The sequence below is a fragment of the Streptomyces sp. NPDC005878 genome, assembly GCF_040629815.1.
Classification (GTDB): Bacteria; Actinomycetota; Actinomycetes; order Streptomycetales; family Streptomycetaceae; genus Streptomyces.
Genome location: NZ_JBEXWK010000030.1, coordinates 17,456 through 31,290, shown reverse-complemented (window position 1 = coordinate 31,290; position 13,835 = coordinate 17,456). Strand labels below are relative to the sequence as shown.

General features: G+C 72.2%; 10 protein-coding genes. 1 reads left to right on the top strand and 9 read right to left on the bottom strand.

The annotated features are described in order from the left end of the window. Positions 1-119: 119 nt before the first annotated feature. From ABZ404_RS31650 to ABZ404_RS31610, 9 genes are all read right to left on the bottom strand, one after another. On the bottom strand, positions 120-1,313 hold the full coding sequence (locus tag ABZ404_RS31650; RefSeq protein WP_358991147.1) for a pseudouridine synthase: 1,194 nt from the start codon (positions 1,311-1,313) through the stop codon (positions 120-122). After that, positions 1,313-1,957, bottom strand: coding sequence for an SMC-Scp complex subunit ScpB (gene scpB, locus ABZ404_RS31645; protein WP_358837565.1), 645 nt, complete (start codon positions 1,955-1,957; stop codon positions 1,313-1,315). The genes ABZ404_RS31650 and scpB overlap by 1 nt, the downstream gene beginning before the upstream one ends. Continuing rightward, positions 1,954-3,315, bottom strand: a complete 1,362-nt coding sequence (locus tag ABZ404_RS31640; protein ID WP_358991144.1) for a segregation/condensation protein A — start codon at positions 3,313-3,315, stop codon at positions 1,954-1,956. The genes scpB and ABZ404_RS31640 overlap by 4 nt, the downstream gene beginning before the upstream one ends. Before the next feature lie 72 nt (positions 3,316-3,387). Next, entirely contained in the window at positions 3,388-3,948 is a 561-nt protein-coding gene (locus ABZ404_RS31635) for a hypothetical protein (protein ID WP_358991141.1), read from the bottom strand. After that, entirely contained in the window at positions 3,933-5,054 is a 1,122-nt protein-coding gene (locus tag ABZ404_RS31630; RefSeq protein WP_358835639.1) for a ParA family protein, read from the bottom strand. The genes ABZ404_RS31635 and ABZ404_RS31630 overlap by 16 nt, the downstream gene beginning before the upstream one ends. A gap of 416 nt (positions 5,055-5,470) precedes the next feature. Further along, positions 5,471-6,586 carry an alanine dehydrogenase gene (gene ald, locus ABZ404_RS31625; RefSeq protein ID WP_358835646.1) on the bottom strand — a complete coding sequence of 372 codons (1,116 nt, stop codon included), beginning with the start codon at positions 6,584-6,586 and terminating at the stop codon, positions 5,471-5,473. A 145-nt stretch (positions 6,587-6,731) separates the two neighbouring features. After that, complete coding sequence (locus ABZ404_RS31620; protein ID WP_358835647.1) at positions 6,732-8,804, bottom strand: tetratricopeptide repeat protein; 2,073 nt, start codon at positions 8,802-8,804, stop codon at positions 6,732-6,734. A gap of 362 nt (positions 8,805-9,166) precedes the next feature. Further along, positions 9,167-9,793, bottom strand: a complete 627-nt coding sequence (locus ABZ404_RS31615) for an NUDIX hydrolase (RefSeq protein ID WP_358835640.1) — start codon at positions 9,791-9,793, stop codon at positions 9,167-9,169. A 76-nt stretch (positions 9,794-9,869) separates the two neighbouring features. Next, positions 9,870-11,555, bottom strand: coding sequence for a CTP synthase (locus tag ABZ404_RS31610; RefSeq protein ID WP_358835641.1), 1,686 nt, complete (start codon positions 11,553-11,555; stop codon positions 9,870-9,872). A 428-nt stretch (positions 11,556-11,983) separates the two neighbouring features. Here ABZ404_RS31610 and ABZ404_RS31605 point away from each other — a divergent pair, with 428 nt between their 5' ends. Beyond that, positions 11,984-13,786, top strand: coding sequence for a glycoside hydrolase family 15 protein (locus tag ABZ404_RS31605; RefSeq protein ID WP_358835642.1), 1,803 nt, complete (start codon positions 11,984-11,986; stop codon positions 13,784-13,786). Positions 13,787-13,835: the final 49 nt, after the last annotated feature.

The window sequence follows — 13,835 nt, the reverse complement described above, 5'->3', positions numbered from 1 at the left end:
CGTACCCAGCCGCCCGCAGCCGGCGAGCCCCGCACGGCGGACGGACGAGCCTGCGGACAGCGGCGAGCCCGGCCCCCGTCGGTCAGGGGCCGGGCTCGGTACCGGGGTGCGGAGGGCGGCTACAGGCCGACCTCGCGCATCAGCATGCCCACCTCGGTGTTGGTGAGGCGGCGCAGCCAGCCGGACTTCTGGTCGCCGAGCGCGATCGGGCCGAAGGAGACCCGGACCAGCTTCTCGACCGGGAAGCCGGCCTCGGCCATCATGCGGCGCACGATGTGCTTGCGGCCCTCGTGGAGCTCGATCTCCACCAGGTAGTTCTTGCCGGTCTGCTGGACGACCCGGAAGGCGTCCGCGCGCGCGTAGCCGTCCTCCAGCTGGATGCCCTCCTTGAGCCGCTTGCCGATCTCGCGCGGCAGCGGGCCCGTGATGGCGGCCAGATAGGTCTTCTTCACGCCGTACTTGGGGTGGGTGAGACGGTGGGCCAGCTCGCCGTGGTTGGTGAGCAGGATGATGCCCTCGGTCTCGGTGTCGAGCCGGCCGACGTGGAAGAGGCGGGTCTCGCGGTTGGTCACGTAGTCGCCCAGGCACTGGCGGCCGTCCGGGTCCTCCATGGTGGAGACGACGCCGGCGGGCTTGTTCAGCGCGAAGAACAGGTACGACTGGGTGGCGACGGTGAGGCCGTCCACCTTGATCTCGTCGTGCTCGGGGTCGACGCGCTTGCCCTGCTCCAGGACGATCTCGCCGTTGACCTCGACGCGGGCCTGCTCGATCAGCTCCTCGCAGGCGCGGCGCGAGCCCATGCCGGCGCGGGCGAGCACCTTCTGCAGCCGCTCACCCTCCTGCTCGGCGCCCGGGAAGGTCTTCGGGGTCTTGATCTCGGGCTTGTCCGCGTACCGGTCGCGGTTGCGCTGCTCGATCTTCGCGTCGAGCTCGCGCGGGCGGGACTGGCCCATCCGCTGCCCGTGCGGGCCGCGGCGCACCGGGGTGCCGCCCTGGGGTGCCTTGGGGCCGCCCTTGGCGCCGCCGCGCGCCGCCGCGCCCCGGCCGCGGGGGGCGCCACCCTTGTCGGAGCCGCCCACCTCGTAGGTGCGCTCCTCGGGGCGCAGCGGACGCGGCTTGCCGCTGCCGCTCTGGCGCGGGCCGCCACCCTGGCGCTGGCCTCCGCCGCCCTGGCGCTGGCCGTCCCGGCCGCCGCCCGCGCCGCCGCGGCCGCCGCCGCTCCGGGCGCCACCGCCGCTGCTTCCGCGGCCGCCGCTGTTGCCACCACGGCTCCCGCCGTTGTTTCCGCTGCTGTTACTGCCGCTGCTTCGCATCAAATTTCCGTCTTGTCGTCTGCGTGGGTTTCCGGGGCGTCGGGCGCGTCCGGATCGAACGACGGCACACCCTCCAGGGTCTCGGCCTCGATCGCGTCCGCCTCCGGAAGGAAGGGCGCGAGCTCCGGGAGTTCGTCCAGACCGCGCAGGCCCATCCGCTCCAGAAAGTAGTTCGTCGTCCTGTACAGGATCGCACCTGTTTCGGGTTCCGTGCCCGCCTCGTCGACCAGACCGCGCTGGAGCAGGGTCCGCATGACCCCGTCGCAGTTCACTCCGCGCACCGCCGAGACCCGCGACCGGCTCACCGGCTGGCGGTACGCGACGACGGCCAGGGTCTCCAGGGCCGCCTGGGTGAGCCGCGCCTGCTGCCCGTCCAGGACGAAGCCCTCGACGGCCGGGGCGTACTCGGCCCGGCTGTAGAACCGCCAGCCGCCCGCCACCAGCCGCAGCTCGAAACCGCGGCCCTGGACGGTGTACTCGTCCGCCAGCTCGCGCAGGGCGTCCGCCACGGCCCGCCGGGGCCGTTCCAGCACCTTGGCCAGGTGCTCCTCGGTCGCCGGCTCGTCCACGACCATGAGGACGGCCTCCAGGGCGGGCTTGAGCGCGAGCTCCACCGCCGCGCCTTCGGGGGCTTCCCGGATCACGCCGTCTCCACCTCCACCACTCGGTCGAACTCGTCCGTGACGGCGGCCCCCGCCCCGTCCCCGCCGCTCCAGCGCACCATCAGCTCGCCCAGCGCCTCGTCCTGGTCCAGGACGACGGCCTTCTCCCGGTAGAGCTCCAGCAGGGCGAGGAAGCGGGCGACGACGGTGAGGGTGTCCGGCGCGTCCTGGGTCAGCTGCTGGAAACTGGCGTCCCCGGCCTCCCGCAGCATCGCCACCACGACGGCCGCCTGCTCCTGCACGGAGACGAGCGGCGCGTGGATGTGGTCCACGTACACCTGGGGCCTGGCCTTCGGCTGCATGGCCTTGACCGCCAGCTTGGCGAACCCGTCGGGGCCGATGCTGATGACGACCTCGGGCAGCAGCTCGGCGTGGTGCGCCTCAAGGCCCACGGTACGGGGGTACCGGCGCGCCTCGCTGTCGAGCCGCTCGCTGAAGATGTCCGCGATCCGCTTGTACGCGCGGTACTGGAGCAGCCGCGCGAAGAGCAGGTCACGCGCTTCCAGGAGCGCGAGGTCCGCCTCGTCCTCGACCTCGGCGGCGGGCAGCAGCCGGGCCGCCTTGAGGTCGAGCAGGGTGGCGGCGACGACGAGGAACTCGGTGGTCTGGTCGAGGTCCCAGTCCGCGCCCATGGCCCGGATGTGGGCCATGAACTCATCGGTCACCTGGGAGAGCGCGACCTCGGTCACGTCCATCTTGTGCTTGGAGATGAGCTGGAGGAGCAGATCGAAGGGCCCCTCGAAGTTGACGAGCCGAACGGTGAACCGCCCGTCACCGCCCCCAGGACGACCAGCCTCCGCCCGCACCCCTGGGGGCGCGGAACCATCGACCTCCGCCCGCACCCCCAGGGGCGCGGGACCACCAGCCTCCGCCCGCACCCCCAGGGGCGCGGGGAACTGCGCGACCGGCCCGGGGCGGCCCGCAGCCGCCGACGAGAGGTCCGGCGCCTCGACGGAGGCAGGGGCGGGGTCCGGGGGCGCAGCCTCCGAGGGGGTGCGGGGGTGCAGCCCCGCCGGGGGGTCCGGGGGCGCAGCCTCCGAAGAGGTGCGGGGGTGCAGCCCCGCCGGGGGGTCCGGGGGCGCAGCCTCCGAAGAGGTGCGCCGACGCAGCCCCGCCACGGGGTCCGGGGGCGCAGCCTCCGAGGGGGTGCAGGGGCGCAGCCCCGCCACGGGGTCCGGGGGCGGAGCCCCCGGGAGAATCTCCTCCTCCACTCCCCCGGCCGCCCGCCCAGGGCTTTCGGGAAGGGGCGGGGTGGGGGAGAAAACCCCCGGCCCCCGCCCGAGCGCACGCCGACCCCCCCGCGCGGCGGGAGCGTCCGGTTCACGGTCGGCGGTGGGCAAGAGTCGTTCCAGGGGAGTGCGGAGCGGGCGGTACAGGGCGCGCGGTGAAGGCCGCACGCCGCAGGCTAGCCGCTACCGCCCCCGCAGACGCCGTACGAGAATGCTCGCGTCGCCCCGGGACTCCAGATCCGCGAGGACGACGGCGACGGCCTCGCGCACGATACGGCCCCGGTCCACGGCGAGCCCGTGCTCCCCGCGCAGGACCAGACGCGCGTGCTCCAGGTCCATCAGCTCCTCGGCGGACACGTACACCGTGATCTTCTCGTCGTGCCGCTCGCGCCCGCTGGGCCGCCGGTTGGCCGCCCGGGCCCGCCGCCGCTGCTGGGCGGTTCCCGAGCCGGTACCGGAACCGGCCCCGCCCGCCGCCGGAGCACCCGGGCGGCCGCCGACGGCCTTCGCCGCCTCGGACGCCGCGGCGCCCCGGCTGCGCGGCTCGCCGGACGCCGGCTCCTCCTCCGCGGCCGAGTGCTCGGCCCGCCCCGCGGACTCCTCCGCGGCGGGGTCGCTCTCGCCCGCGGGTCCGGGCACCTTCGCCTCGCCGTTGGTCCGCCTCGGGGTGGAGGACTGGAGTGCCATTCCTCCGGTCGTACGGAACAGTTCGTCGGCCCCGGGCAGACTCACTCGGCGTGACACCGGGCGAGCACCTCCCTGGCGAGCTGGCGGTAGGCGGCGGCGCCGACGGAGTTGGACGCGTACGTCGTGATCGGCTCACCGGCGACCGTGGTCTCCGGGAAGCGCACGGTCCGGCCGATCACCGTGTGGTAGACGTGGTCGTCGAAGGCCTCGACCACGCGGGCCAGGACCTCGCGGCTGTGCACCGTGCGCGAGTCGTACATGGTCGCCAGGATGCCGTCGAGCTCCAGGTCGGGGTTGAGCCGCTCCTGGACCTTCTCGATCGTCTCGGTCAGCAGGGCGACACCGCGCAGCGCGAAGAACTCGCACTCCAGCGGCACGATCACCTTGTGAGCGGCCGTCAGGGCGTTGACGGTGAGCAGACCGAGCGAGGGCTGACAGTCGATCACGATGTAGTCGTAGTCGGCCATCAGGGGCTTCAGGGCGCGCTGGAGCGTGGACTCCCGGGCGACCTCGCTGACCAGCTGCACCTCGGCGGCGGAGAGGTCGATGTTGCTCGGCAGCAGGTCCATGTTGGGAACCGCGGTCTTGAGCAGCACCTCGTCGGCCGACATGCCCCGCTCCATGAGCAGGTTGTAGACCGTGAGGTCGAGCTCCATCGGGTTCACCCCGAGGCCCACCGAGAGGGCGCCCTGCGGGTCGAAGTCGACGAGCAGCACGCGGCGCCCGTACTCCGCGAGCGCGGCACCCAGGTTGATGGTCGACGTGGTCTTGCCGACGCCGCCCTTCTGGTTGCACATCGCGATGATCTTCGCGGGACCGTGGTCGGTCAGCGGACCCGGGATCGGGAAGTACGGCAGCGGCCGTCCGGTCGGGCCGATCCGCTCGCGGCGCTGGCGTGCGGCGTCGGGTGCGAGGGTGGCCGCGTACTCGGGGTCGGGCTCGTACTCGGCGTCGGGGTCGTAGAAGTGCCCCTGGGGCACGTCCTCAAAGTCGGCGAGAGCAGCGGTGTCCCGGCCACTCTCGTTGCCGGCCATGGCGTTCACGTGTAGGCCGTCCATCATCCGTGGGGCTGTCGTCATGTGCGGGGTGGTTGCGAAGGCGCGGACCGCGACGGAGCCGACAGCCTCAGCAGGCCCCGAAGGGCCATGGCCCCGTGCGGGCATCCCTGGTTGACCACCTCCGGGAGTAAATGTCGACTCATTCACAAGTCGTCTTACCTCCTTGGAAGTGACCAGGAAACTTTATCGATAGGTCAGCGTGGCACCATGCCGACGGTTGGCGACTCTATGGCGTGTCACCGGTCCGCAGCAACACAATCCGCCGGACCCGGCCGGATGTGTCGGCAACCGAACACCGCTCTGTCAAGGGCGTACGGGCATCAGAGCGCGGGTTTCAGGGGTGCGCGAAAAGGTTAAAGAGTTACGTTCGAGGCGAGTTGAGCGAGCCTGCCGCACTCCGGGGAAAGTGTCGCGATACACATCCGGCCGGACCTTGGGTCGACAAGGTCCGGCCGGGTGCGTCAGGTTGACGACGTGCATTGACGAACCGTTTCGTCAGGGCGTCGTCACGGCGTGTCGGATCAGCCGAGGAGCGTGCTCAGCTCGACGGTCTCCAGGCCGTGGGCCTCGGCGACCGGGCCGTAAACGACCTGGCCGTCATGGGTGTTGAGGCCCAGGGCGAGCGCCGGGTCGCGGCGCAGCGCCTCGGCCCAGCCGTTGTTCGCCAGCGACACGATGTAGGGCAGCGTGGCGTTGGTGAGGGCGTAGGTGGAGGTGTTGGGCACCGCGCCCGGCATGTTGGCGACGCAGTAGAAGACCGAGTCGTGGACCATGAACGTCGGCTCGGCGTGGGTGGTCGGACGCGAGTCCTCGAAGCAGCCGCCCTGGTCGATCGCGATGTCGACAAGGACACTTCCGGGCTTCATCTTGGCGACGAGCTCGTTGGTGACCAGCTTCGGGGCCTTGGCGCCCGGGATGAGGACGGCGCCGATGACGAGGTCGGCCTCGATGACGGCCTTCTCCAGCTCGTAGGCGTTGGAGACGATCGTCTGCACCTTGGTGCCGAAGACCTTGTCGGCCTCGCGGAGCTTGTTGATGTCCTTGTCGAGCAGGGTCACGTGGAAGCCCATGCCGACGGCGATCTGCGTGGCGTTCCAGCCGGAGACACCGCCGCCGATGACGACGGCACGGCCGGCGTGGGTGCCGGGGACACCGCCGGGGAGCACACCGCGTCCGCCGACCGAGGCCATCAGGTGGTAGGCGCCGACCTGCGGGGCCAGCCGGCCCGCGACCTCGGACATCGGGGCGAGCAGCGGCAGCGCGCGGTTCGCGGTCTCCACCGTCTCGTACGCGATGGCGGTGGTGCCGGACTCCAGCAGGGCGTCCGTGCACTCGCGGGAGGCGGCGAGGTGCAGGTAGGTGAAGAGCGTCTGGTCCTTGCGGAGGCGGTGGTACTCCTCCGCGATGGGCTCCTTGACCTTCAGCAGCAGGTCGGCGGCGGCCCACACCTCGTCGGCGGTGCCGAGGATCTCGGCGCCGGCGGCCACGTACTCGGCGTCCGTGATCGACGAGCCGACACCGGCGTTGCGCTCGATGACGACCTGGTGGCCGTGGCGCACCAGCTCGTGCACGCCGGCGGGGGTGATGGCCACCCGGAACTCGTTGTTCTTGACCTCGCGGGGGATACCGACCTTCACGTCGATCACGGTCCTTGGCTCAGGGGACGAAGGGGGTGCAATACATACATACCCGGATGCACCAAGGCGCACCGGGAGACACCGCAAGAAGGTGCGGCGGAGCCAGTCTAATGAAGGTCTTCGCGCTGTCTACCCTTACAAACAACTAATCTTTGGCCGAAGCACTGCGGATTTCGTAGGCCGGAGCCGCTCCCTCCCTGTCAGGCTCAAGCAGCCGCTCGGCCGCGCCCCGGTGCAGCCTGGCCGCCGCGGGGTCTCCCAGCCGGTCGAGCGTGTCCGCGAGCCGCAGCTGGAGCGCGGCCTGGAGACGCAGATCACCGGCCCGGCGCGCCCACTCCACCGCCTCGCGGCAGGTGCGCAGCGATTCCTCGGGCCGCCCGGCGTACTCCTGCACCCGGGCCGCCTCGCTCAGCGCCCGCGCCTGGCTCGGCAGATCCCCCAGCCGTCGGTATCCGGCCACCGCGGCGCGCCAACTGCGGAGTGCCTCGCCGTAGCGGCCCGCGTAGGTGAGCACCGCGCCGATGCGCCCGTACAGCCGCGCCTCGTCCTCCCGCTCGCCCCGCGCGAGGCGCTGGGCGAGGGCCCGCCCGTACCAGTCGGCGGCCCGCGTCCAGTCGCCGAGCTCCTGGTGGGCGCCGCCCACGGATTCCATCGCGCGGCCGGTGGCGTACGGATCGTTCGCCGCGCGGCCCTCGTCCAGGGCCGCCCGGTAGCGGACGAGGGCGTCGGCGGTGCGTCCGGCCTCCGCGTCCAGATCGCCCAGATTGAGCAGAGCCGCGGCTTTCTCGCGGTGCAGCCCGTGCCGCTCGGCGACGTCGAGAACCAGCTGGTGCAGACCATAGAGATCGGGGGCGGCGGCCTCGGTCCCCCGGTGCGCGGCCAGCGCCCGCACCAGGGCCGCGACCAGCCGCCGGGCGAGCGTGTCGAGCCCGCCGTCCTCCACCGCGAGCCGGGCCGCCGCGAGCAGCGCGGGCCGGCGGGTCTCCAGCCAGGCGCCGGCCAGCCGCTCGCTGGGGAAGCGCAGGGCGCGGGGCAGCCCGGCGAGCTTCCTGCGGGCCGCGGAACCGTCGGGCTCGGTGACCGCCCGGCAGGACTGGAGCAGCCGTACGGTCCGCTCCAGCATCCGGGCCCGGGCCAGCTGGAGCTCGCCCGGCCGGTCGGCGGCCTCGGCGAGCCGGTGCAGCAGCGGAGCCAGCCAGCCGGGCACCGCGTACTGCGCGGGCCGGTCCCGCGGGTCGCCGTAGACCGTCAGCAGCCCGTACGCGACGAAGTCCTCCAGGGTGTTCTGGGCCGCCGAGACCGAGCACCCGGCGAGCGCGGAGGCGGTCTGGGCGTCCGCGATCCCGGCGGGGGCGAGCGAGAGCAGCCGCAGCAGCCGGGCGTTGGGCCCGGGCAGCGACTCGTAGACCAGCCGGAAGGCGCGCGCCAGCGGCCGCTCGGCGACGGGCAGCTGCCCGGTCAGGGTGGCGTCGTCGGGCAGCGCGTGGAGCCGTTTGGCCACGTCGGAGACGGCCGCCTGGGGCCGCACCGCGAGCCAGCCGCCGACCAGGGCGACGGCCGCGGGCACCCCCGCGCACTCCTCGACCAGGTTCTCCGCGGTGCGCGGGTCCACGGTGATCCGCACCGCCCCGGTGTAGCTCTGCAGAAGGGCGACGGCGGTCCTGGGGTCGAGGCCGCCGAGGGTGCAGGGCCGGACGTCCGGGATGCCGGTGAGCGGGCCGCGGGCGGTCGCCACCACCAGGCAGCCGGCGTTCTGCGGCAGCAGCGGGTCGACCTGTTCGGCGTCGATCGCGTCGTCGAGCAGCAGCAGCGCCCGGCGATCGACGAGCGCCTCGCGCACCAGCTGGGTCAGCTCCTCCGCGCCGCCCCCGGGCGGCACCGGGACGTCGAGCGCGTCGAGCAGGTCGCGGGCCACCCGCTCGGCCGGGACGGGCGTGCCGTCCGGTTCGCGCAGGGCGGCACGCAGTACCCCGTCGGGGTACCGGGAGGCGAGCTGCCGCGCCAGCTCCTCGGCCAGTGCCGTCCGCCCGGAGCCGGGGCGTCCGGCGATCAGCAGTACCCGGGCGCGCGGCGACTTGCGGCCGGACAGGGTGTCGAGCCCCGCCCGCTCCACGTCCTCGCGCAGCTCCTTCAACTCCCGCTGCCGGCCGAAGAACTGACGGCCGGTCGTCTCCGGCGCGTCCGGCCCGCCCTGCGCGGCAGAGCCGCCCACGTCCACCGCCTGATCCGTCACGGGCCACGCTCCGTCCGCTGCGCACGAGCCGAGCCCGGCGGGTCTCCGCACGGGCGTTCCGAGCGTAGTTCACCCGTGGTGGGCGGCCCGGTGGAGCGCGGCGGGCAGGTCCCCCGATCGGATCAGCGGATCGTCGGACGGACATACCGCGACTGGGCCGTCCGGGTCGGCGCACCGCCCGCACGGAGACCCGGAGGGGGTGCGTGCGGAGGCGGGCGCCTCCCGAGGGGGACGACTACTTCGTCGGAGGAATGGCTACCTCGGTCCGGGGCGGCTGCTCCCCCGGGAAAGCGGCCGCCCCGACGACGAGACGGCCACATCCCGACGGGCGGCCGCCCCTGCGGCGGCTACTTCTCGAAGGGGCGGGCGGGCCAGGGCGCCTCGGCCGGGCGCAGCGACTCCAGGCCCGGGCCCGCCTGCGCGGCCATGACCGCCAGCGCGCCCACCACCAGGCAGTTGTTGTGCAGCTCCCCGGCGAGCGCGCCGCGCACGAGCTCGTCCACCGGCACCCGGGCCAGCTCCATGTCGGCCTCCTCCTCGGAGACCTCGAAGCGCTCGCCCTGCGCCTCGGACAGATCGCGGGCGAGGAAAATACGGACGGCCTCGTCGCAGCCACCGGGCGTGGGGTAGACGTCGGCGAGGACCCGCCAGTCCTCGGCCTTGACGTGCGCCTCCTCGTACAGCTCGCGCTGGGCGGCGTGCAGCGGGTTCTCGCCGGGCACGTCGAGCAGTCCGGCCGGGATCTCCCACAGCTTGTGGCGTACGGGGTGGCGGTACTGGCGCAGCACCAGGACGCGGCCCGCCTCGTCGAGGGCGAGCACGGCCACCGAGCCCGGGTGGACCTGGTAGTCGCGGCGGGCGACCGTGCCGTCGGGCATGACCACGTCGTCGGTGCGGACGCTGGTCTTGCCGCCCTCGAACGGAGTGGTGCTGGCGACGACCCGCCATTCCTCGGGGGTGTCCTTGAGCTGCATCGATGTCCTCCCGCAAAAGCAGAAACCGGGGTACGCGTCCGAGTGGGACGCCTACCCCGGCAACCGTAACGCCCCACTACTTCCCGGCGGACTCACGCGCTTCCTGCTGGCGCTCGACGGCCGCCTTGACCAGGCCCGCGAAGAGCGGGTGCGGGCGGGTCGGGCGGGAGCGCAGCTCCGGGTGCGCCTGGGTGGCGACCAGGTAGGGGTGCACCTCGCGCGGGTACTCGACGTACTCGACGAGCTTGTTGTCGGGGGACGTGCCCGAGAAGAGGATGCCGGCCTTCTTCTCCAGCTCGGCGCGGTAGGCGTTGTTGACCTCGTAGCGGTGGCGGTGGCGCTCCTCCACGTACGGCTGGTCGCCGTAGACCTCGCGCACGATGGAGCCCTCGGCGAGCTTCGCCGGGTACATGCCGAGCCGCATGGTGCCGCCGAGGTCGCCCGCGCCCTCCACGTACGCCAGCTGCTCCTCCATCGTGGAGATGACGGGGTGCGCGGTGGCGGCGTCGAACTCGGTGGAGTTGGCGTCGGGGATGCCGGCCAGGTTGCGGGCGGCCTCGATCACGATGCACTGCAGGCCCAGGCAGATGCCGAGGAGCGGCACCTTGTTCTCCCGGGCGTACTGGATCGCGCCGATCTTGCCGTTGACCCCGCGGTCGCCGAAGCCGCCGGGGACCAGGATCGCGTCCACGTCGCCGAGGTGCTTGTGGGCGCCGGCCTGCGTCTTGCAGTCGTCGGAGGTGACCCACTTGACCTTGACGCGGGCCTTGTTGGCGAAGCCGCCGGCGCGCATGGCCTCGGTGATGGAGAGGTAGGCGTCGGGCAGGTCGATGTACTTGCCGACCAGCGCGACGGTGACCTCGTGGTCGGGGTTGTGGACGCGGTCGAGCAGGTCGTCCCAGGTCGTCCAGTCCACGTCGCGGAAGGGCAGGTCGAGCTTGCGCACGACGTAGGCGTCCAGGCCCTCGGTGTGCAGCACCTTGGGGATGTCGTAGATCGACTTGGCGTCGATGGCGGCGACCACGGCGGCCTCGTCCACGTCGCACATGAGCGAGATCTTGCGCTTGATGGACAGCGGCACCTCGCGGTCGGCGCGCAGCACGATCGCGTCGGGCTGGATGCCGATGTTGCGCAGGGCGGCGACCGAGTGCTGGGTGGGCTTGGTCTTCAGCTCGCCCGAGGGACCGATGTAGGGCAGCAGCGAGATGTGCACCACGAAGACGTTGTCGCGGCCGACCTCGTGGCGGACCTGGCGGACGGTCTCCAGGAACGGCAGCGACTCGATGTCCCCGACCGTGCCGCCGACCTCGGTGATGACGACGTCGACGTCGTCGGTCGCCATCCGGCGGATGCGGTGCTTGATCTCGTTGGTGATGTGCGGGATGACCTGCACGGTGTCGCCCAGGTACTCGCCGCGCCGCTCCTTGGCGATCACCTGCGAGTAGACCTGGCCGGTGGTGACGTTGGCCGAGCCGTCGAGGTCCACGTCGAGGAAGCGCTCGTAGTGGCCGATGTCCAGGTCCGTCTCGGCGCCGTCGTTGGTGACGAACACCTCACCGTGCTGGAACGGGTTCATCGTGCCCGGGTCGACGTTGAGGTACGGGTCGAGCTTCTGCATGGTGACGCGCAGCCCGCGCGCCTTGAGGAGCGCACCCAGGCTGGAGGCAGTCAGACCCTTGCCGAGGGAGGAGGCGACACCCCCGGTGACGAAGATGTGCTTGGTCGTCGTGGCTGCGCTGGTGCGCATAGCCGTGGGCTGCATGGCCAAGAGGGGGCTCCCGTGGTCGCTGTCTGGAGTGCGTGCCGGTCACCCTCTGTGGATCCCGTCCGTCTGCGGTACGAGTTTCCGGGGGGCGCCGTCGCTGCGGTTCGGGGGTTTTCTCACCACCCGGCCACGGGCTACCAGGGTATCAGCGAGTGCGGCGCGCCGCTTCCGGCCACGCTCCGCGCACGGCCGGACGACCCTGCGTGCTCCACTCACCCATATGGCGCAATGGCGTTGCAGGAAGGCATCGGCGGATCACCCACGTGCGTCGTATCCTGCTCGGACACTCGCCGCCGAGCCGCTGGTAGCACGGCACCACCCCGGCCGTCACCCACAACATGCGCTCGTTGGCGTTCCCTTGACCGCATCGCATTAGCAGTAAGCGCCCCGCGGGGCGGACGTGGCCGTTCGACTGGAGATTGCACGTGGCCGGGCGCATCGAGGATTACGCACTCATCGGAGACATGCAGACCGCCGCACTGGTCTGCCGGGACGGCACGACGGACTGGCTGTGCCTGCCACGCTTCGACTCGCACGCCGTCTTCGCCGGACTGCTCGGCACCGATGAACACGGCTTCTGGCGGATCGGCCCGGCCCACGCGGCCGACGCGCCGCCACCCCGGGCGGACCGGCGCCGCTACCGGGGCGACTCGCTGATCCTGGAGTCGGAGTGGGACACCCCGCGCGGCACGGTCCGGGTGACGGATTTCATGCCGCCGCGTGACGGCGCGCCGCAGCTGATCCGGATCGTGGAGGGCGTCAGCGGCCGGGTGCCGATGCGCAGCGCCCTGCGCATGCGTTTCAGTTACGGGCGTGTCGTGCCCTGGGTGCACAAGGTCGACAACCGTACGGTCGCCGTGGCGGGACCGGACTCGGTGTGGCTGGACACGCCGGTGGACACCTACGGCAAGAACCTGACCACGTACTCCGACTTCACCGTCTCGCCCGGTGAGCGGATCGCCTTCACCATCAGCTGGCAGCCCTCCCACAAGGAGCAGCCCGCCCTCCCCGAGCCGGAGGCCGCCCTGGAGGCGACCGAGGACTTCTGGCGGGAGTGGGTCGAGCACTGCACGTACCACGGGCCCTACCGCGAGGCCGTGGTCCGCTCGCTGATCACGCTCAAGGCCCTGACCTACGCCCCCACCGGCGGCATCGTCGCCGCGCCCACCACCTCGCTGCCCGAGGACATCGGCGGCTCGCGCAACTGGGACTACCGCTACACCTGGCTCCGGGACGCGGCGATCACCCTGTCCTCGCTACTGCGCACCGGCTACCGCGACGAGGCCCGCGCCTGGCGGGAGTGGCTGCTGCGGGCGGTCGCGGGCGACCCCGAGAACCTGCAGATCATGTACGGAATCGCGGGCGAGCGCGAGCTGGGCGAGGCCGAGCTGGACTGGCTGCCCGGATACGAGGGCTCGGCGCCGGTCCGGGTCGGCAACGGCGCCGCCCACCAGCTCCAGCTGGACGTGTACGGCGAGGTCACCGAGGCCCTGCACCTGGCGCACATGACGGGCCTGGCCCGCAACGACTACGCCTCGCTGCTCCAGCTCAAGCTCATCAGCTACCTGGAGAACCACTGGGACGAGCCGGACGAGGGCATCTGGGAGGTGCGCGGCCCGCGCCGCCACTTCGTGCACTCCAAGGTGATGGCCTGGGTCGCGGTCGACCGCACGATCAAGCTGATCGAGTCGGGGGACGCGGACGGGCCGCTGGAGAAGTGGCGCGACCTGCGCGACGACATCCACCGCGATGTGTGCGAGAAGGGGTACGACAAGGAGCGCAACACCTTCACCCAGTCGTACGGCTCCAAGGAGCTGGACGCCTCCCTGCTGCTCATCCCGCAGATGGGCTTCCTGCCGCCGGACGACAAGCGGGTCATCGGCACCATCGAGGCGATCCAGCGCGAGCTGTCCACGCCCGACGGGTTCATCCTGCGCTATCCGACAGCGGGCGAGGAGGCGGGCTGCGACGGCCTGGAGGGCGACGAGGGCGCGTTCCTCGCCTGCTCGTTCTGGATGGCGGACGACCTGGCGATGATCGGCCGGGTCGACGAGGCCCGCAAGCTCTTCGAGCGGCTGCTGTCGCTGCGCAACGACGTCGGGCTGCTGGCCGAGGAGTGGGACCCGCGGGAGCAGCGGCAGGTGGGGAACTTCCCGCAGGCCTTCAGCCACGTTCCGCTGATCGACACGGCCCTGCGGCTCACGGCGTCGGGGGCGTACGGGGGATAGTTCGCCGCGCCCGGGAGAGCCGTGCCCGCTTAGAGTGGAGTTGTCCTGC

Excerpts from the sequence above, each read along its gene's own strand:
- ABZ404_RS31650 (WP_358991147.1), bottom strand. The coding sequence starts at position 1,313 with ATGCGAAGCAGCGGCAGTAACAGCAGCGGAAACAACGGCGGGAGCCGT.
- ABZ404_RS31630 (WP_358835639.1), bottom strand. The coding sequence starts at position 5,054 with ATGCCCGCACGGGGCCATGGCCCTTCGGGGCCTGCTGAGGCTGTCGGC.
- ABZ404_RS31615 (WP_358835640.1), bottom strand. The coding sequence starts at position 9,793 with ATGCAGCTCAAGGACACCCCCGAGGAATGGCGGGTCGTCGCCAGCACC.
- ABZ404_RS31610 (WP_358835641.1), bottom strand. The coding sequence starts at position 11,555 with ATGCAGCCCACGGCTATGCGCACCAGCGCAGCCACGACGACCAAGCAC.